This is a genomic window from Micromonospora sp. WMMD1274 (assembly GCF_049179035.1).
GTDB classification, from domain to species: Bacteria; Actinomycetota; Actinomycetes; order Mycobacteriales; family Micromonosporaceae; genus Micromonospora; species Micromonospora tulbaghiae.
This window is the reverse complement of sequence record NZ_JBMHMG010000001.1, coordinates 1841414-1859466: the sequence shown is the minus strand read 5'-3', so window position 1 is coordinate 1859466 and position 18053 is coordinate 1841414. Positions and strand designations below refer to the sequence as shown.

Sequence of the window (18053 nt, the reverse complement as noted above, 5' to 3'; positions counted from 1 at the left end):
ATGTCGCCGCCGTGACGACACGGCGGAGCGCCGGAGACGACTGCCCGGCACCGGGGTGGCGCATCACCCCGCGCTTGTCCCTCCGGCGAGATCGAGCGGCTCGCACTGGCTCCCGAGCGCTGCCGCCGCCAGTCTTTCAGTCGACGAACATCGATTCAATGTCGTCCCAGGACCCGACGTCGCCGGCGGTCCGATCCGCTGGCTACGCTTGGTCGTTGTGCCAGAGGGACACACCATCCACCGACTCGCCGCCCGGCACGCCGAGCTGTTCGCGGGCGACAAGGTGCACGCCGACAGCCCGCAGGGGCGCTTCGCCGAGGGCGCGGCCCGCCTGAGCGGCACCGTCCTGGACGGCACCGAGGCGTACGGCAAGCACCTGCTGCACCACTACGCGGGCGAGTTGACGCTGCACGTACACCTGGGTCTGTACGGCAAGTTCGCCGACGGGCCGGGGGAGCCGCCGGCCCCGGTCGGGCAGCTGCGGCTGCGCCTGCACAGCGACCGGCACTGGCTGGAGCTGCGCGGCCCGACCGCCTGCGAGCTGCTGACCCCGCCCGAGGTGGCGGCGCTGCGCGACCGGCTCGGGCCGGACCCGCTGCGCGCCGACGCCGACCCGGACCGGGCGTACGCCCGGATCCGCCGCAGCCCCACCCCGCTGGCCGCGCTGCTGCTCGACCAGTCGGTGGTGGCCGGCACCGGCCTGATCTTCGTGACCGAGGCGCTGTTCCGGGCCGGCCTGCCGCCGCTGCTGCCCGGCCGGGAGCTGACGCCGGCCGGCTGGGCCGAGCTCTGGGCGGACCTGGTGATGCTGATGACCCGCGCGGTCGAGCGGGGCCGCATCGACACCGTGCGCGACGCCGACCTGCCGGAGGCGACCGGCCGTGCGCCGCGCGCCGACAGGCACGGCGGCGAGGTGTACGTCTACCGCCGCCCCGGCGCGCCCTGCCACGTCTGCGGCACTGCGGTCAGCCGGGGCGCGCTCGCGGGGCGCAACCTCTACTGGTGCCCCACCTGCCAGGCGGGCTGAGTCACATCTCGTCGAGCAGCCAGCGGGCCGCCTCGACGTTCCCGGGGAAGACCTGGTCGCCGCCGATGCTCCAGGCCACCGTCTGGCCGATCGCCCAGCCGCGTACCCGCTCCCGGTCCAGGCCCAGCTCGGCGCTGAGCCGGTCGAGCCGGTGCCGGACCGCCGCCGGGGAGTGACCCAGCTCCGCGCCGCGCACGAGCGGCACCACCGCGAACTCCCGCTCGCCGACCAGCGGCTTCGGGTCGATCACCAGCCACGGTTCGCGCCCGGCGGCCAGGATGTTGCCGGCGTGCAGGTCCTGGTTGACCAGCACCTGCTCACCCTGGCTCGGCGCCAGCTCCGCGAGCAGCCCGAGCGCGGTGTCGAGCAGGCGCCGCTCGTACGGGCGGCCGGCCCGTCGCCAGTTACCAGGCATCCGCTCCGCCCAGCCGGCCGCCTCCTCGGCCAGCGGCGTGAACGGTTCACCGGCCGGCACCGCGAGCCCCGGTAGCAGGCCGACCGCGACGTCGAGCGCCGCGTCGGCGGCCAGCGAGTGCAGCGGCGTGCCGGGGTCGCACCGCTCGACCAGCAGTGCGCGCCGATCGGCGTCGTGGGCGAGCAGCCGGATCGCGCCGCGCCCGTCCCAGTGCGCCAGCGCCGTTGCCTCGTGGACGCTGTCGTCGTCCGGGTACTGGAGCTTCAGCACCGCCCGGGTGCCGTCGGGGAGTGTCGCGGGCAGCGCCAGCGAGGCGAACGCGTACGCGAACGGCGGGCCGACCGTCAGCTCCCACCGCGCGACGCAGTGGGCCAGCCGGCCGGGCAGCTCCGCGAGCCACGCCCGGCCGGCCTCGGTCTGCTCGACCCAGCGCAGCCCGTCAGGAATGTCGCACCGCATCCAGACATCCTGACCGGTACGGCGACGATCCGCTGTCCCGGGCCGGGGCTCGCCGGTCTGCGGTCAGCGCAGCCGGCGGATGTCCCCGTACGCCCGGTAGAAGCCGCCCCGGCCGGACTCGCGGACCTCGGTGACCAGGTAGCGCGCGCCCGGCTCCCGGATGCCCTTGGGGAACTGCACCGACCAGTCCCGCCGGTAACCGTCGGCGAGGACGTGCACCCGCAGTCGGCCGCCCTGCTCGACGCACTGCACCAGCACGCCGTCGCGGTCGTCGGTGGTCACCTCGACCGACGTCCAGGCGGCCGTCTCGGGCATCCGCGCCGGCGCCTTGACGTCGACCACGTCGGGGACGCTGCCCGCCTCGGCCGCCCGGATCGCCGCCTCGCTCGCGTCGATGCAGGCCAGGTAGCCGCTCGTGGTGACCACGTAGAGCCGGTTGTCGTGGTACTGCATCGAGTACGCCGAGCCGCAGCCGGTGCCGAGCTTCCACAGCCGGTTGCCGGCCTGGTCGAAGCAGTAGATCGAGGAGGCGCTGTCACCGGCGAACACGTACCGGCCGCCCTCGGCGGTGGCGCAGGAGAAGACCGCGGCGTCGCAGCGGTAGACCTGCTCGGCCCGGCCGTCCTTGCGCAGGCGCACCACCTCGCGGGTGCCGGTGCCGGCGAAGACGGCGTCCCGCTCCTGCCAGCCGAACAGGACGGCCCCGGTGCCGGTGTGCCACAGCTCGCGCCCGGTGCGCCAGTCGTAACCGGTGACCCCCTGCGAGTGGCCGTGGTAGAGCGCGTCGGCGTCGCAGCGCACCATCCACGCCGACCGGCCCCGCCCCGGCCGGCGCCAGAGGAACTCGTCCTCGTGGTCGATCGCGGAGATGCCGCCGTCGCGGTCGGACACGCCCAGCACGCCGTCGTGGATGTCCAGCCAGTAGATGTCGATCTCGGGCGCGATCGCGTACGCCGCACGGGGCACCTTGCCGGACAGGTCGTAGACGTTGCCGTCGTCGCAGCCGGCGTAGACCCAGGCGTCGTCGGCGACGATGCACTTCACCCCGTCGGGCAGCCGGACCTGGTTGACCAGCCGGGCGTCGTGGTCGAGCGTGGTGATCACGCCGTGTTCGTTGCCGACCATGCAGTGCCGGTCGTCGACGAAGATGCCGAAGGCGGGCGCGCCCGAGGCGTACCGCCAGAGGACCGGGGCGGTGCGGGCGGTCGAGCGGGTGCTGACGATCTGCCGGCGCGACACCGTCCGCTTCTGGCGTACGCCGGGCACCGCCGGGGCGTACCCCTTGCGGACCTTCTCGCCGATCTTCTTCGCGGCGGCGGCGCGGGCGCGGGTGTTGTCCGGGTAGGTGCTCGTCTTCACCTGGCCCTGGTCGCCGATCCGCCCGTAGCGCACTGTCATCGCGGTGTCGTCGACCACCACCTCGTAGAACTTGTGCGCTCCACCATCCACTTCGGACAGTTCGAGGTAGGTCGTCTCCTGGGACATGGGGGTATACCTCCGAGGGGAAGTGCCGAACCGGCAACGCGCACACGCTAACCCCCGGCACCGACAAACCCGGGTGTCGGTGTTAAGAAGGGGCCCTTCCTCTACCGGAGGCGTTAATAGGGGGCCCTTCCTTACACGGCGGCGAGGGCGTCGACGGCCTTGCGGGCGGCGATCAGCACCGGATCCCACACCGGGGCGTACGGCGGCGCGTACCCCAGGTCGAGCGCCGTCATCTCGTCCACTGTCATGCCGTTCCACAGCGCCACCGCGAGCGCGTCGATCCGTTTGGCCGCCTCGGACCAGCCGACGATCTGCGCCCCGAGCAACCGCCCGCTGGGCCGCTCGGCGATCAGCTTGACCGTCATCGGCCGCGACCCCGGGTAGTAGCCGGCCCGGTTCGTCGACTGGGCCAGCACTGTGACGAACTCGAAGCCGGCCTCCCGCGCGTCCCGCTCGCGCAGCCCGGTGCGGCCCACCTCCAGCTCGCAGACCTTGGTGACGGCGGTGCCGATGACGCCGGGGAAGGTGGCGTACCCGCCGCCGATGTTGATGCCCGCGATCCGGCCCTGCTTGTTGGCGTGCGTGCCGAGCGGAATGTGCACCGGCATGCCGCTGACCCGGTGCAGCGACTCGACGCAGTCGCCCGCCGCCCACACGCCGGGTACGCCCGGCACCCGCATCCGGCGGTCGGTGCGGACCGCCCCGGAGGGACCGATCGGCAGGCCGGCGGCCTCGGCGAGCGCGGTGTTGGGGCGTACGCCGAGACCCAGCACCACGACGTCGGCCGGGATCGGCCCCTCGTTCGTGACCACCGCGGAGATCCGGCCGTCCCGCTCCTGGAGACCGGTGACCTGGAGGCCGGTGCGGACGCCGATGCCGGTCGCGCGCATCGCGTCGGCCGCCAGCTCGCCCATGTCCGGGTCGACTGTCGACATCGGCTGGTCGGCCTGCTCCACGAGCTGGACGGAGAGCCCGCGCTGCACGAGCGCCTCGGCCATCTCGACGCCGACGTAGCCGCCGCCGACGACCACCGCGCGCCGGGGCCGGGGCTCGCGTTCGAGCCAGCCGATGAGCGCCGCGCCGTCGTCGAGCGTCTGCACGCCGAACACCCCTGACACGTCGTCGCGTGCCCAGTCCGGCTGCACCGGGGACGCGCCGGTGGCGTACACCAGGGTGTCGAAACCGGCGCGGACCTCGCCGCCGCCGTCCAGGTCACGCGCGAGGATCTCGCGGCGGTCCAGGTCGATGGCGGTGACCTCGTGCCGGGTACGGACCTCGATGCCGAAGTCGTCGCGGAAGGTCTTCGGGTCGCGGGCGATCAACTCGTCCCGCTCCTCGACCAGGCCGCTGACCCAGTAGGGGATGCCGCAGGCCGAGTAGGAGGTGAAGTGCCCGCGTTCGAACGCGACGATCTCCAGCTCGGACCGGTCGCGGCGGCGACGCGCCTGCGACGCCGCCGACATCCCGGCGGCGTCGCCGCCGATGACGATCATGCGCTCGGCCACGTCGCCCATCCTGTCACGCCGGGCCACGGCCGCGTGGCCGCTCAGCCACGGGTCTGCCGTGCCACGTCCGCGACCACGTCGACGAGGCTGCCGGTACGCGCGAACACCGCCCGCTGTCGTGCCGCGCCGCTGCCGTGCCGCCGCAGCCCGCCCAGCAGGTCGGTCACCCGGTCCAGGTCGCCGTGCCGTTCCAGTTCCGGGCGAAGCCGGTCGACGAGCCGGTCCAGCAGCTCCCAGGCCGGGCGCAGCTCACCGTCGGTGAGGTCGACGCCCTCGCCCTCCAGCCCGTCGTGGGCGGCCCGCCAGTGCGCCGCCACCAGCAGGTGGTGGTCGGTGTTGACGGCCGGGCGGCCGGCGGCGATGTCGGTGAGCGCGGTCGCGACGAGCGCGCGGACCAGCGCCGCCACCAGCACCGCGTCGTCCACCGACGGGCAGACGTCGCCGATGCGGATCTCCACCGTGGGGTACTTCGCGGACAGCCGGGCGTACCAGTAGAGCATCCCCTCGTCCAGCATCACGCCGCTGGCGATGAGCTGCCGGATCAGCCGCTCGTAGTGCTCGTGCGACTCCAGGTACGGGGTGGGCGCGACCGACGGCCAGCGTTCCCACTCCACCGAGCGCCAGCTCGCGTACCCGGTGTCCTCGCCCTGGGAGAACGGGGAGTTGGCGGTGACCGCGTGCAGGATCGGCAGCCAGGGCCGGACGTGGTTGAGCACCTGCACACCGGTGTCCGGATCGGGGATGCCGACGTGGATGTGCATGCCGTTGTTGCCGGGACCGGGCACCAGCAGCCGGAACCGTTCGATCATCCGGTCGAAGCGCGGCTTGTCCACCACCGGCGGCACCGGCCCGTCGACCGGCCCGGTGCCGATCGCGAGCAGCCGTACGCCGGCCCGCTCGGCCGCGTCGGCCAGCTCGGCGCGCAGCATCGACAGCGAGTGCCGGATCGAGGACAGGTCCAGCCCGGGCGGGCTGCCGATCTCGATCTGGCTGGTCTGGAACTCGCGTTCCACCTGACCGCGCAGCTCGGCCGGCACCTGCTCCATGACCAGGTCGACGGCGGGTACGGCGGTCCCCGTGTGCGGGTCGGCGAGCAGGAACTCCTCCTCGACGCCGACTGTCAGCAGGTCGGTTCCGCCCGATGCGGCGCTCCGCTCCCGCTCCGCCACTGAGCCACTCATCGTCACCACCGTCTCCTCCGGACCGCTCGCGGCACCGTGCCGCGTGGTCGAGGACCTGTTACCCACCGTGTCCGTTTGGGGAAACGTGCCGCTGGGCGTGTCGGCGCCGGTTCGCCCGAACGGGTCGTGCCGCCGGTGGGCGTGCACGGGCCCGCGGGGCGTGACACGGCGGGCTAGGGTGGCCGTGTGACGGGGATGCTGGCGGTGCTGACGGGAGCGTGGGCGTACGCCCTCGCCCTGTTCGCCGACCGACCGGCCGGGCTGATCGCCGGTGCGGCGGTCGTCGCCGCGCTGCTGCTCGCCACGCTGCTCGCGCTGCGGGTCCGCGCGCTGCCCACGCCGCCCGGCACCCGGTTCGCCGCCGCGCTGCGTGCCCGCGCCCGCCGTCGCGGGGTGCCCCGGCAGGTCGACCCGGACGCACCGGGGCGTCCGCGCCCCCGCGCTCCCGGCCTGCACCCCTCGGCCGCGTAGCCACCTTCTTCCGGCCCGCGTCGGCGGGCCGGTAGATCCCTCCATCCCGGCTTCCGCGGCCGATTCCGTCGTCATCCGTCCCGCCGTGCGGCACGTCGCCGCCCGGGACACCCGGAATCGCCATCGAGGGGTCCACCCATGCTCGCCTTCGCACCGTTGCACTCCGCGGCCTCGGCCGCGGCCACAGTCGTCACCTGGCTCGCCGACGTGCTCGCCCCGCTCACCGGCGGCGCCGCGACTGCGGCCGCCATCGTCCTGTTCACAGTCGCCGTCCGGCTGCTGATCTCCCCGCTGACAGTGGCCCAGGTCCGCGGGGAGCGGCGTCGCACCGCGCTCGCTCCCGAGGTACGGGAACTCCAGCGCCGGTACGCCGACGATCCGGCCCGCCTCCAGAGCGAGCTGTTCGCGCTCTACCGCAACGCCGGGGCCAGCCCGGTGGCGGGCTGCCTGCCGGCGCTGTTGCAGGCGCCGTTCTTCCTGGTCATGTACCGCCTGTTCGCCACCGGTGACGGCGCGCCGGAGCTGCTGGGAGAGCGGCTCGCCGGCGTACCGCTGGGGTGGCACCTCGGCGACGGCCTGGCCGGCCCGGTGCCGCTGGTGTTCGGCGTGCTGCTGGCCGCGCTGCTCGCGCTGGCCTGGTGGTCGTCGCGGCGGATGCGCCGGGCGGCGGCCGCCACCGGCACCGTGGCCGGGACGCCGGCCGAGGGTCCGGGCGCGGCGGTGCTCGGGCGGGTGTTGCCGCTGCTGCCGTACGGCACGGTGCTGGTGGCGCTCGTGGTGCCGCTGGCGGCGGTGCTCTATCTGGTCACCACCACGGCGTGGACCGCGCTGGAGCAGGTGGTGCTGCGCCGGCCGCAGCCGGCGGCGGCCATCGACAAGCGTTGACAAGTGCGGGGGCGGGCGCGTAGAAATCGCTCTCAGAGAGCGCTCTCCCGGCCCCGTCCCCGCAGAGAGGCACCCCGAATGAATCCGATCCCGGCGGCCCCGGCCGCCTCCGCCACCGTGCCCCGAACACGCCGCCGGCTCGCCCTGGCCGCCGGTGTCCTCGCGCTCACCACAGCGCTCGCGGGCGTCTCGATGACCGCCCAGGCCGCGGTGCCCCCGACACCGCCCGGGTGGAGCCTGGTGTGGAGCGACGACTTCACCGGCTCCGCCGGCACGCTGCCCTCGTCCGCCAACTGGATCATCGACACCGGCACCGGCTACCCGGGCGGCCCGGCCAACTGGGGCACCGGCGAGATCCAGACCTACACGTCCAGCACCGCGAACCTGGCCCACGACGGCTCGGGCAACCTGCGCATCACGCCACTGCGGGACTCGGCCGGCCGCTGGACCTCGGCCCGGATCGAGACGGTACGGGCGAACTTCAAGCCGCCGTCGGGTGGTGTGCTGGCCCTGGAGGGCCGGATCCAGATGCCGAACGTGACGGGCGCGGCGGCGTCCGGGTACTGGCCGGCGTTCTGGGCGCTCGGCTCGCCGTACCGGGGCAACTACCAGAACTGGCCGGGCATCGGTGAGTTCGACGTGATGGAGAACGTCAACGGGATCAACTCGGTCTGGGGCGTGCTGCACTGCGGCGTCGCGCCGGGCGGCCCGTGCGGGGAGTTCAACGGCATCGGCGCCTCCCGGGCCTGCCCGGGCAGCACCTGCCAGTCGGCGTTCCACACCTACCGGTTCGAGTGGGACGCCTCGACCAGCCCGCAGCAACTGCGCTGGTACGTCGACGGCCAGCTCTTCCACACCGTCGGGCAGAACCAGATCGGTGAGCCGTACTGGAGTCAGATGACCAACCACGCCGGCTACTTCCTGCTGCTCAACGTGGCGATGGGCGGCGGCTTCCCGGACGGCGTGGCCGGCTCCGCGACGCCCACCGCGTCGACCGTGCCCGGCCGGTCGATGCTCGTCGACTACGTGGCCGTCTACACCCGCGGCGGCGGGAGCAACCCGTCGCCGACGCCGACCACGCCGCCGCCGGGCGGGGTACGCGACGCGTACGCGACGATCCAGGCCGAGTCGTTCAACGCGCAGAACGGCGTGCAGGTGGAGACGTGCGCCGAGGGCGGCCAGGACATCGGCTGGCTCGCCAACGGCGACTGGGCCCGCTACGACAACGTCGATTTCGGCTCGACGCCGCCGCGCGACTTCGTGGCCCGGGTCGCCTCCGGCGCGGCGTCCGGCGTGAGCGGGCTGGTGGAGGTCCGGGTGGACAGCCCGACCGCGCCGCCGATCGGCAGTTTCGCAGTAGGCAACACCGGCGGTTGGCAGACCTGGCGCTCGGTGCCCGGCAACGTCGGCGCGGTGACCGGCCGGCACACGGTCTACCTGACGTTCAGCAGCGGCCAGCCGTCCGACTTCGTCAACGTCAACTGGTTCACCTTCCGCCGCTGAGCGCGGCCGGGACGCGGCCCGAACCCCCCGGGGTTCGGGCCGCACCGGTGCTGGACAGAAACAGTTAACACTCTTAATAATGGGCGCACGTCGACGGTTGTGAATCCCTCTCCACCCCGCCCGTCCCCTGGAGGACGCCGTGAGACTCCGCCCCCGCCTGGCGACGCTCGCCGCCGCGCTGACCACCGCCGTGGTCGCCGGTGCCCTGCTCGCCGCGCCACCCGCCTCCGCCGCCACCGCCGCGTTCGTCCGCACCTCCAGCTGGAGCAGCGGGTACGAGGCCCGGTTCACAGTCACCAACGACAGCTCCGCCGCGATCTCCTCGTGGAACGTCCAGTTCGACCTGCCGTCCGGCAGCACGCTCGGCTCGTTCTGGGACGCCCGGCTGACCACCTCCGGCCAGCACGTCACCGCCGTCAACCAGTCCTGGAACGGCGCGCTCGCCCCGGGCGCCAGCACCAGCTTCGGCTTCGTCGTCAGCGGCACCGGCGACCCGGTGAACTGCACAGTCAACGGCGCCTCCTGCACCGGCGGCGGCAACCCCGGCAACCCGGGCGCACCGGCCACGCCGGGCGGGCTGCGGGTCACCGGCACCACCGCGTCCGCCGTCTCGCTCGCCTGGAACGCGGTCTCCGGCACCGTCACCGGCTACCGGGTGTACGAGGGCGGCACGGTCAAGGCCACAGTCACCGGCACCTCGGCCACCGTCTCCGGGCTGGCCGCGTGCAGCGGGCACAGCTACACCGTGACCGCGTACAACGGCACCGGCGAGTCGGCGAAGTCGGCGGCGGTCGCGGCCACCACCAGCGGCTGCACCGGCGGCGGTGGCGCGATGGCCGCCGCGCCGTACCTCTACCCGGGCTGGGGCGACCCGCCCGCGCCCGCCACCGTGATGGGCGCGACCGGCGTCAAGTGGTTCACCATCGCGTTCGTGCTCTCCGGCGGCGGCTGCACCCCGGCCTGGGACGGCAGCGGCCCGCTGACCGGCGGCACGCATGCCGCCACCATCGCCGCGATCAAGGCGGCCGGCGGCGACGTCATCCCGTCCTTCGGCGGCTGGAGCGGCAACAAGCTCGGCCCGAACTGCTCGTCCGCCGCTGCCCTGGCCGGCGCGTACCAGCAGGTCATCAACGCGTACGGGCTGAAGGCGATCGACATCGACATCGAGAACAGCGACGAGTTCGAGAACGAGGTGGTGCAGGACCGCATCCTGGACGCCCTGAAGATCGTCAAGCAGAACAACCCGGGGATCAAGACGATCATCACGTTCGGCACCTCGACCACCGGGCCGTCGTACTACGGCACCCGGCTGATCAACCAGGCGGCGGCCAAGGGCGCCGGGATCGACGTGTTCACCATCATGCCGTTCGACTTCGGCGGCGGCGCGAACATGTACCAGAACACCGTGAACGCGGCCGAGGGCCTGAAGACCGCGCTGCGCAACGCGTTCGGCTGGTCGGACGCCACCGCGTACGCGCACATGGGCCTGTCCGGCATGAACGGCCTCTCCGACCAGCAGGAGCTGACCTCGCCGGCCACCTGGACGCAGATCCGCGACTGGGCGAAGGCGCGCGGCCTGGCCCGGTTCACGTTCTGGTCGGTCAACCGGGACCGGCCCTGCCCCGGCGGCGGCGTGGTCGCCAACTGCTCCGGCATCGCGCAGAACACCTGGGAGTTCACCGGCATCACCGCGGGCTTCTGACCCGCGCGGCGGTCAGCGCCCGGTGGTCACCGACTGCCGGGCGCGCCGCCGGCGCACCTTCTTCACCGCCCAGCTCACGATCATGAAACCGAAGACGGCGAAGATCGCGTAGTTGAACCACTGGCTGTACCTGTCGACGTCCTCCCACCGCGAGCCCAGGGTGAACCCGGCGCCGACGATCAGGGCGTTCCACACCCCGCTGCCGAGCGTGGTGAGCAGGATGAACTCACCGAGCGGCATCCGGTTCGCGCCGGCCGGGATGGAGACCAGGCTGCGGACCACCGGCACCACCCGGCCGATCAGCACCGCCCACCGGCCGTGCCGCTCGAACCAGCGGTCGGCCTTCTCCAGATCCTGCAGGTCGACCAGCGGGATGTGGTCCAGCCAGCGCTTGAGCCGCTCCTCGCCGAGCGCCGCGCCGAGCCAGTAGAGCACCAGCGCGCCGAGCAGCGAGCCGACAGTCGCGGCGACCACGATGAACACCACGTTGAACCGGCCCTCGGCGGACAGGTAACCGGCCATCGCCAGCACGATCTCGCTCGGGATCGGCGGGATGATGCTCTCCAGCGCCACCAGCAGCGCCACGCCGACCGCGCCGAGCGAGTCGATCACGCTCGCCACCCAGCCGGTCAGCCCGGTGAACTGGTTCGGGTCGACGTCCTGGGCCAGGGCCATGGGGGTCCTTCCACGCGAGAGCCGGAGATCCGAAGGTGTTACCCGGACCGGCGGCTGTCACACCTGTGACTCAGCCCTCCGGGTGCAGCGCGGCGTCCGCCGGACCCCGCCGCCAGCCGGTGAAGCGGACCAGCAGGCCGCCCCGGCTGGGCGAGCAGCAGTACGGCCCGGCCGACGCCTGCGCCGCCGGATCGAGCGGGGCGACGCGGACCAGCCGCCACGGCTCGTCCTCGCACCGGGCCCGCACGGTGAGCGCGTCGCCGGCCCGGCTCACCCGGACCGTCACCTCCCGGCCCGACCACTGCGGCACCGGCGCCACCGACCAGTCGGAGAACTCGTCGGTGACCACGGCGCCCACCTGCGGCGAACCGTCGCTCACCTCGACCCCGGCCTTGGTCCACCGCCGCTCGTCCACCCGGACCAGCACGCCGGCCTGGTCGAACTGGGCCGAGTAGTCGAGGACGAACGACACCTCCACGGCGCTGCCCGCCGGGAACGGCGCGAGCAGTGCCGAGCCGTCGTCGTGCACGAAGCCGTAGCTGGTGCGCCGCCAGAAGTCGCTGCCGCCGTGCGGCTCGACCAGCAGGCCGCCGTCGACCGGCTTGGCCCGCTCCGGCGGGTTCAGCCAGGTGCCGGCGGACCAGTCGTACGCCTCCTCACTCATCCCGGCACCGTACCGGGTTTGCCGTCGCGCGCGTTCGGAGAAGTAGTCCTCGCATGGGTGACAGGTGGTATCAGGAGGCGGTCGTCTACTGCCTCGACGTCGACACGTACGCGGACTCCGACGGCGACGGGGTGGGTGACTTCCAGGGGCTGATCGGCCGGCTGGACTACCTGGCCCGGCTCGGCGTGACCTGCCTGTGGCTGAACCCGATCCACCCTTCGCCGAACGAGGACGACGGGTACGACGCCACCGACTTCTACAACGTCGACCCGCGCCTGGGCACGCTCGGCGACTTCGCCGAGCTGCTGCACCAGGCGAGCAACAGGGGCATCCGGGTGATCATCGACCTGGTGGTCAACCACACCTCGGACCAGCACCCGTGGTTCCAGTCCGCCCGGTCCTCGCCTGACTCGCCGTACCGGGACTGGTACGTCTGGGCCGACCACGAGCCGGACGACCGCCACCAGGGCATGGTCTTCCCCGGCGAGCAGCACGAGACGTGGACCTACGACCGGACCGCCAAGGCGTGGTACTACCATCGCTTCTACAAGTTCCAGCCGGACCTGAACATCGAGAACCCGAAGGTCCGCGCGGAGATCAAGAAGATCACCTCGTTCTGGCTCCAGCTCGGCGTCTCCGGTTTCCGGATGGACGCGGTGCCGTTCATCATCGAGCGCACCGAGCCGGGCAACCCGAACTCGCCGAAGGACTTCGACTTCCTCACCGACCTGCGCCAGCACGTGCAGTGGCGGCGCGGCGACGCGGTCCTGCTGGCCGAGGCGAACGTCGAGCCGGACGAGCTGCCCGTCTACTTCGGCGACGGCAGCGGCTCGGGCAACCGGATCCACATGCTCTTCGACTTCATGCTCAACGGCCGGCTGATGCTCGCCCTGGCCCGGGAGGACCCGGAGGTGATCATCGAGGCGTTGCGCGACACCCCGAAGCTGCCCACCGGCGGCCAGTGGGCGACGTTCCTGCGCAACCACGACGAGATCGACCTGTCCCGGCTCACCGCCGACCAGCGCAACGACGTGCTGGCGAAGTTCGGGCCGGACGAGAACATGCAGCTCTACGGCCGGGGCATCCGCCGTCGTCTCGCGCCCATGCTCGGCAACGACCGCCGGCACATGGAGCTGGCGTACTCGCTCCAGTTCTCGCTGCGCGGCACGCCGGTGCTGCGCTACGGCGAGGAGATCGGCATGGGGGAGAACCTGTCGCTGGACGGGCGCGACGCGATCCGTACCCCGATGCAGTGGTCGTACGCGGACAACGCCGGGTTCTCCACGGCCGAGCCGGAGAAGCTGGTCCGCCCGGTGATCGACAAGGGCGAGTACGGCTACCAGAAGGTCAACGTCACCGCCCAGCGCAAGGATCCGCGGTCGCTGCTCGGCTGGTTCGAGCGGATGATCCGGACGCTGCGCGAGGCGCCGGAGACCGGCTCGGGCAGCACCACCCACATCGACGTGCCGATGCCGCCGGGCGTGCTCGCGCACCGCGCCGACGGTCGTACCGGGACCATGGTCTTCCTGCACAACCTCGGCACCGAAGACGTCGAGGTCGACCTGAGCACGCTGGCGCCGGAGGCGGACCTGCCGATCGACGTGCTCAGCGACCGCAACTACGAGGACGTGGGCAAGCTCGACCGGCTCAAGCTCGGCGGGTACGGCTACCGGTGGATCCGGCTCTGCCGGGGCCACGAGCGGTAGGGGGCGGCGTACCGGCGGGTTAAGCTCCTTCGATCGAGCCACAAGTTACCGGGAGGTAAGCATGTCGGAGGAGCCCCGCGTCGCCATCGTCACCGGAGCCGCGCGCGGCATCGGCGCGGCGGCCGCCCGCCGGCTGGCGGCCGACGGCATGGCCGTCGCCGTGGTCGACATCGACGAGTCCGCCACCAAGGAGACGGTGGACGCCATCGGCTCGGCCGGCGGCCGGGCTCTCGGCGTCGGCGCCGACGTGTCCGACCGGGCCCAGGTCGAGGCCGCCGTGGAACGGATCGCCGCCGAACTGGGCGCGCCGACAGTGCTCGTCAACAACGCCGGTGTGCTGCGCGACAACCTGCTGTTCAAGATGACCGAGGGCGACTGGGACACGGTCATGGGCGTGCACCTGCGCGGGGCGTTCCTGTTCAGCCAGGCCGCGCAGAAGCACATGGTCGAGGCGAAGTGGGGCCGGATCGTCAACCTGTCCAGCACCTCCGCGCTCGGCAACCGGGGCCAGGCGAACTACTCGGCCGCCAAGGCCGGCCTCCAGGGCTTCACCAAGACGCTGGCGATCGAGCTGGGCCCGTTCGGGGTGACCGTCAACGCGGTCGCGCCGGGCTTCATCGTCACCGACATGACCGCGGCGACCGCGGCGCGGATGAAGGTCGACTTCGACGATCTCCAGAAGCACGCCGCCGCCGAGATCCCGGTACGCCGTCCCGGCCGCCCGGAGGACGTCGCGCACACCATCTCGTTCCTGGCCAGCGAGGGCGCGTCCTTCGTCTCCGGTCAGGTCATCTACGTCGCCGGCGGTCCGAAGGACTGACCGGCCCGACCCGGCGCGGGCCCGCTCAGGCGGGGTCGCGCCGGGTGCGCCACAGCCAGAACAGGCCGAGCACCGGCAGCACCAGCGGCACGTAGCCGTAGCCGCTGCCGAAGTCGGACCACACCGTCTCGTCCGGGAACAGCTTCTTGTCGGCGATGCTCAGCACGCCCACGCCGAGCACGCCGACCAGTTCGACTGTGCAGCAGGCGAGCGCGACCCGGCGGCCGGTGTGCCCGGCGCGGGCCAGCCCGACCGCCGCCACGATGTAGATCAGCGCGGCGAGCGCGGAGAGCAGGTACGCCACCGGCGCCTCGTCGAACTTCGTGGCGATCTGCAAGCCGGCCCGCGAGGTCGCGGCGATGGCGAAGACGATGTAGACGGCGATCAGCAGCCGCCCCGGGCCGCGGTTGGTGGCGCGCTGCTCGTGCGCGGTCGTGGTGTCAGCCACCGAGGACCTCCCAGGTCTGCTGGAGCCGTACCGCCACCACGGGCGTGACCAGGCAGATCGCGCAGACGATGCCCGAGCCCCAGCGGGTCGGCTCCATCCGGGCCAGCACCCAGGCCAGCGGCGGCAGGCAGACGAGCGTCGCCAGGTAGCCGAAGAACGCGCCCGGCTCACCCGGCCGCTCGCCGCCGCCGAGCGCGACGAGCGCCGTCACGGTGAGCGCGAGCAGCGCCACCTCCAGCACGGCCAGGCCGGCGAACTGGATCCGGTCCGGCGGCCGGTGGCGTACCGCCGCCACCAGGGCCCAGACGGCGAGCGCCAGCGAGATCACGATCGCGACCGTGGCGAGCGGCCCGTCCACCGGGGAGGCGGAGGCGGCCGCCGCGCTGGTCGTCGACACGGTGTCGTTCACCGGCACAGCCTACTAATCCGTGTAGTAGCGGCTCGCCCGCCGGGTCGGGGCGCGCCGGACGGGCCGGGGGACTAGCGTGGATCACGGTCCCGGCGTACGCCGGTGGCGGACGTCGACGGCAGGGGGCCGGGGTGCGGTTCGGGTTGTTCGGCACGGGTTACTGGGCGGCGGAGACGCACGCCGCGGCCATCGAGGCGCACCCGCGGGCCCGGCTCGCCGGCGTCTGGGGGCGCAACCCGGCGAAGGCGGAGGAACTGGCCACCCGGCACGGCGTACCGGCCTTCACCGACGTCGACGCGCTCATCGACGCCTGCGACGCGGTCGCCGTGGCGCTCCCGCCGGACGTGCAGGCCGACATCGCCGTGCGGGCCGCCACCGCCGGGCGGCACCTGCTGCTGGACAAGCCGCTGGCGCTCGACCTCGCCGACGCCGACCGGGTGGTCGACGCGGCGCAGGCGTCCGGGGTGGCCTCGGTGGTCTTCTTCACCCAGCGCTTCCACCCGAACGTCACCGGTTTCCTCGCCTCGACCGCGGCGGCCGGCGGCTGGCAGCACGCCCGCGCCACCATGTTCGCGTCGATCTTCCAGCCCGGGAACCCGTACGGCGACTCGACCTGGCGGCGGGAGCGCGGCGCGCTCTGGGACATCGGCCCGCACGCGTTGTCGCTGATCCTGCCGGTGCTCGGCCGGGTCACCCGGGTCGCCGCGATGGACGGCCCGAGCGGCCTGGTGCACCTGCTGCTCACCCACGACGGCGGCGCGACCAGTTCGCTCTCGCTCACCCTGGACGCGCCGTCCGAGGCGGTCACCCGGGATTTCGTCTTCTTCGGCGAGAACGGCACCGAGACCGTCCCGCCCGGCGACGGCAGCGCGCTCCAGGCGTTCGGCGCCGCGCTCGACCAGCTGCTGGAGGAGGTCGACGCGGGCACCCGCGACCACCGCTGCGACGTGCGGTTCGGCCGCGAGGTGGTGGCGGTGCTGGACGCCGCGCAGACCGCCCGCGCCCAGGGCCGCACCGTCGAGATGTAAGGAAGGGCCCCTTCTTAACGCCTCCGGTAGAGGAGGGGCCCCCGCTTAACAACCCACCGGTCAGGCGTCGGCCAGCGTGACCAGCGCCTCGCCCAGCTCGGTGGGGGTGTGGAACTCCTCGGCCGGCAGGGACCGCAGCGCCTGCAGCGCCTCGGTGTCGGCGCCGTTCTCCTGGCCCCAGCGGACCAGGTCCTCCCGCGAGACCGGGTAGTCGAGCCCGGCCAGGAACTCCCGCAACTGCGCACCGGTGACGGTCATGCCGCCCGGCTACCCACTGAGCCCGGCACCATGCCCGCCGGCGGGTGCGGCCCGGGTCCGCCGTACGCCCGCCGGACCCAGCGGCGGCGGTTTGTCCCGGCGGGCCCCGGGTAGCCGCTGACATGCTGGTACAGCGGCTCGGCGCGCCGAGCGACTTCGACCCCTTGCTGGACCGCGTGCGGGACGCCCGGGTGGTGATGATCGGCGAGGCGACGCACGGCAGCTACGACTACTACCGGCTGCGGGAGCAGTTGACCCGGCGGCTCATCGCCGAACAGGGGTTCGACTTCGTGGCGGTGGAGGGGGACTGGCCGGACTGCGACCGGGTGCACCGGTCGGTGGTTGGCGCGCCGGACGGGCCGGCCGATCCGCTCGCCGCGCTGGAACGGTTCGAACGCTGGCCCACCTGGATGTGGGCGAACGCCGAGGTGGCCCGCTTCTGCCGCTGGCTGCGGGCGTGGAACCTGGAACGCCCCGAGGGGGAGCGGGCCGGCTTCCACGGGCTGGACGTGTATTCCCTCTGGGAGTCGATGCAGGCCATCTTCGACTACCTCGGTGAGGAGGATCCGGCCTCGCTGGAGGCGGCCCAGGAGGCGTACCGCTGCTTCGAGCCGTACGGCAAACGGGCCGAGGAGTACGGGACGGCCAGCCGGTTCGTCTCCGCCCGGTGCGAGGAGGAGGTGGTCCGGCTGTTGGCGCGTACCCGGGAACAGGCCGCCGCGGACGGCCCGGACCGCTTCTCGGCCTGGCAGAACGCGGAGGTGGTGGCCGGCGCGGAGCGGTACTACCGGGCCATGGTCGGCGGCGGCCCCGAGTCGTGGAACGTCCGTGACGTCCACATGGCCGACACGCTCGACCGGCTGCTCGACCGGTACGGGCCGGGCTCGCGGGGCATCGTGTGGGCGCACAACACGCACGTCGGCGATGCCCGGGCCACCGACATGGCGGCGGACGGCATGGTCAACATCGGGCAGCTCGGCCGGGAACGGCACGGCCGGGACGCGGTGGCGCTGATCGGCTTCGGCAGCTGGCGCGGCAGCGTGGTGGCCGCGCCGCGCTGGGGCTCACCGGCCGAGACGATGGTGGTCCCACCGGCGCGGGAGGGCTCGGTGGAGCATCGGCTGCACGAGCTGATGCCGGACCGGGCGGTGCTGGTCTTCGGCGGCGACGACCAGCCGGAATGGGTGACCGGCGAGGCGGACCACCGGGCCATCGGGGTGGTGTACGACCCGAGCTTCGAGTCCTGGGGCAACTACGTGCCGACCCGGCTGGGTGAACGCTACGACGCGTTCATCTGGTGCGACGAGGCCACAGCGCTGCACCCGCTGCCGACGTGCGTCACGCCCGGTGAGATGGAGACGTATCCGGCGGGTGTGTGACGGGTGGGGCCCCGCGGGGGCCCCACCCGTGCG

At 73.1% G+C, this 18053-nt stretch carries 17 protein-coding genes and 1 pseudogene; 9 read left to right on the top strand and 9 right to left on the bottom strand.

Annotated elements, in window-relative coordinates; translation table 11 throughout:
* The first annotated feature begins 217 nt into the window (after positions 1–217).
* Positions 218–1027, top strand: coding sequence for an Fpg/Nei family DNA glycosylase (locus ACN27D_RS08375; RefSeq protein WP_421498861.1), 810 nt, complete (start codon positions 218–220; stop codon positions 1025–1027).
* Position 1028: 1 nt separating this feature from the next.
* Here ACN27D_RS08375 and ACN27D_RS08370 read toward each other — a convergent pair whose 3' ends face one another.
* The 4 genes from ACN27D_RS08370 to ACN27D_RS08355 form a co-directional block, all read right to left on the bottom strand.
* The gene (locus ACN27D_RS08370; protein ID WP_356956130.1) at positions 1029–1901 is read right to left on the bottom strand and encodes an aminoglycoside phosphotransferase family protein; all 873 of its coding nucleotides are present in this window, start codon (positions 1899–1901) and stop codon (positions 1029–1031) included.
* Between the two features lie 63 nt (positions 1902–1964).
* Entirely contained in the window at positions 1965–3386 is a 1422-nt protein-coding gene (locus ACN27D_RS08365; RefSeq protein WP_091330868.1) for a WGR domain-containing protein, read from the bottom strand.
* Positions 3387–3517: 131 nt separating this feature from the next.
* Positions 3518–4891 carry an FAD-dependent oxidoreductase gene (locus ACN27D_RS08360; RefSeq protein WP_356956128.1) on the bottom strand — a complete coding sequence of 458 codons (1374 nt, stop codon included), beginning with the start codon at positions 4889–4891 and terminating at the stop codon, positions 3518–3520.
* Positions 4892–4932: 41 nt separating this feature from the next.
* Entirely contained in the window at positions 4933–6081 is a 1149-nt protein-coding gene (locus tag ACN27D_RS08355; protein WP_356956126.1) for a carboxylate-amine ligase, read from the bottom strand.
* Between the two features lie 186 nt (positions 6082–6267).
* Here ACN27D_RS08355 and ACN27D_RS08350 point away from each other — a divergent pair, with 186 nt between their 5' ends.
* From ACN27D_RS08350 to ACN27D_RS08335, 4 genes are all read left to right on the top strand, one after another.
* Positions 6268–6543: a DUF6412 domain-containing protein gene (locus ACN27D_RS08350; RefSeq protein ID WP_013288308.1), complete on the top strand. Its 276-nt coding sequence runs from the start codon at positions 6268–6270 to the stop codon at positions 6541–6543.
* Between the two features lie 138 nt (positions 6544–6681).
* Positions 6682–7428 (top strand): YidC/Oxa1 family membrane protein insertase, encoded by a 747-nt coding sequence (locus tag ACN27D_RS08345; protein ID WP_013288307.1) that lies wholly within the window; start codon positions 6682–6684, stop codon positions 7426–7428.
* A 78-nt stretch (positions 7429–7506) separates the two neighbouring features.
* The gene (locus ACN27D_RS08340) at positions 7507–8931 is read left to right on the top strand and encodes a carbohydrate-binding protein (protein WP_151014936.1); all 1425 of its coding nucleotides are present in this window, start codon (positions 7507–7509) and stop codon (positions 8929–8931) included.
* 139 nt (positions 8932–9070) lie between these two features.
* Positions 9071–10633, top strand: a complete 1563-nt coding sequence (locus ACN27D_RS08335) for a cellulose binding domain-containing protein (protein WP_356956122.1) — start codon at positions 9071–9073, stop codon at positions 10631–10633.
* Between the two features lie 12 nt (positions 10634–10645).
* Here the strand turns inward: ACN27D_RS08335 and ACN27D_RS08330 are convergent, their stop codons facing one another.
* Together ACN27D_RS08330 and ACN27D_RS08325 are read right to left on the bottom strand one after the other, a co-directional pair.
* On the bottom strand, positions 10646–11308 hold the full coding sequence (locus ACN27D_RS08330) for a DedA family protein (RefSeq protein ID WP_421498860.1): 663 nt from the start codon (positions 11306–11308) through the stop codon (positions 10646–10648).
* A gap of 70 nt (positions 11309–11378) precedes the next feature.
* Entirely contained in the window at positions 11379–11972 is a 594-nt protein-coding gene (locus tag ACN27D_RS08325) for a DUF1349 domain-containing protein (RefSeq protein ID WP_357141274.1), read from the bottom strand.
* A 53-nt stretch (positions 11973–12025) separates the two neighbouring features.
* Between ACN27D_RS08325 and ACN27D_RS08320 the strand changes: the two genes are divergently transcribed.
* The gene (locus ACN27D_RS08320) at positions 12026–13678 is read left to right on the top strand and encodes an alpha-amylase family protein (RefSeq protein WP_013475313.1); all 1653 of its coding nucleotides are present in this window, start codon (positions 12026–12028) and stop codon (positions 13676–13678) included.
* Positions 13679–13739: 61 nt separating this feature from the next.
* Positions 13740–14498: a 3-oxoacyl-ACP reductase FabG gene (gene fabG, locus ACN27D_RS08315; RefSeq protein WP_421498859.1), complete on the top strand. Its 759-nt coding sequence runs from the start codon at positions 13740–13742 to the stop codon at positions 14496–14498.
* Here the strand turns inward: fabG and ACN27D_RS08310 are convergent.
* Both ACN27D_RS08310 and ACN27D_RS08305 read right to left on the bottom strand, forming a co-directional pair.
* A pseudogene (locus tag ACN27D_RS08310) lies at positions 14471–14946 on the bottom strand (hypothetical protein). The gene fabG and the pseudogene ACN27D_RS08310 sit on opposite strands and share 28 nt — an antisense overlap.
* Complete coding sequence (locus ACN27D_RS08305) at positions 14939–15355, bottom strand: hypothetical protein (RefSeq protein ID WP_084588818.1); 417 nt, start codon at positions 15353–15355, stop codon at positions 14939–14941. The pseudogene ACN27D_RS08310 and the gene ACN27D_RS08305 overlap by 8 nt, the downstream one beginning before the upstream one ends.
* Before the next feature lie 131 nt (positions 15356–15486).
* Here ACN27D_RS08305 and ACN27D_RS08300 point away from each other — a divergent pair, with 131 nt between their 5' ends.
* Positions 15487–16383, top strand: coding sequence for a Gfo/Idh/MocA family protein (locus ACN27D_RS08300; RefSeq protein ID WP_013288298.1), 897 nt, complete (start codon positions 15487–15489; stop codon positions 16381–16383).
* A 60-nt stretch (positions 16384–16443) separates the two neighbouring features.
* On the opposite strand, the gene ACN27D_RS08295 is transcribed toward ACN27D_RS08300, so the two are convergent.
* Positions 16444–16641: a DUF2795 domain-containing protein gene (locus ACN27D_RS08295; protein WP_013288297.1), complete on the bottom strand. Its 198-nt coding sequence runs from the start codon at positions 16639–16641 to the stop codon at positions 16444–16446.
* A gap of 122 nt (positions 16642–16763) precedes the next feature.
* On the opposite strand from ACN27D_RS08295, the gene ACN27D_RS08290 reads away from it, so the two are divergent.
* On the top strand, positions 16764–18020 hold the full coding sequence (locus tag ACN27D_RS08290) for an erythromycin esterase family protein (protein ID WP_013475318.1): 1257 nt from the start codon (positions 16764–16766) through the stop codon (positions 18018–18020).
* Positions 18021–18053: the final 33 nt, after the last annotated feature.

Excerpts from the sequence above, each read along its gene's own strand:
- ACN27D_RS08370 (WP_356956130.1), bottom strand. The coding sequence starts at position 1,901 with ATGCGGTGCGACATTCCTGACGGGCTGCGCTGGGTCGAGCAGACCGAG.
- ACN27D_RS08365 (WP_091330868.1), bottom strand. The coding sequence starts at position 3,386 with ATGTCCCAGGAGACGACCTACCTCGAACTGTCCGAAGTGGATGGTGGA.
- ACN27D_RS08350 (WP_013288308.1), top strand. The coding sequence starts at position 6,268 with ATGCTGGCGGTGCTGACGGGAGCGTGGGCGTACGCCCTCGCCCTGTTC.
- ACN27D_RS08345 (WP_013288307.1), top strand. The coding sequence starts at position 6,682 with ATGCTCGCCTTCGCACCGTTGCACTCCGCGGCCTCGGCCGCGGCCACA.
- ACN27D_RS08340 (WP_151014936.1), top strand. The coding sequence starts at position 7,507 with ATGAATCCGATCCCGGCGGCCCCGGCCGCCTCCGCCACCGTGCCCCGA.
- ACN27D_RS08330 (WP_421498860.1), bottom strand. The coding sequence starts at position 11,308 with ATGGCCCTGGCCCAGGACGTCGACCCGAACCAGTTCACCGGGCTGACC.
- ACN27D_RS08325 (WP_357141274.1), bottom strand. The coding sequence starts at position 11,972 with ATGAGTGAGGAGGCGTACGACTGGTCCGCCGGCACCTGGCTGAACCCG.
- ACN27D_RS08320 (WP_013475313.1), top strand. The coding sequence starts at position 12,026 with ATGGGTGACAGGTGGTATCAGGAGGCGGTCGTCTACTGCCTCGACGTC.
- fabG (WP_421498859.1), top strand. The coding sequence starts at position 13,740 with ATGTCGGAGGAGCCCCGCGTCGCCATCGTCACCGGAGCCGCGCGCGGC.
- ACN27D_RS08295 (WP_013288297.1), bottom strand. The coding sequence starts at position 16,641 with ATGACCGTCACCGGTGCGCAGTTGCGGGAGTTCCTGGCCGGGCTCGAC.
- ACN27D_RS08290 (WP_013475318.1), top strand. The coding sequence starts at position 16,764 with ATGCTGGTACAGCGGCTCGGCGCGCCGAGCGACTTCGACCCCTTGCTG.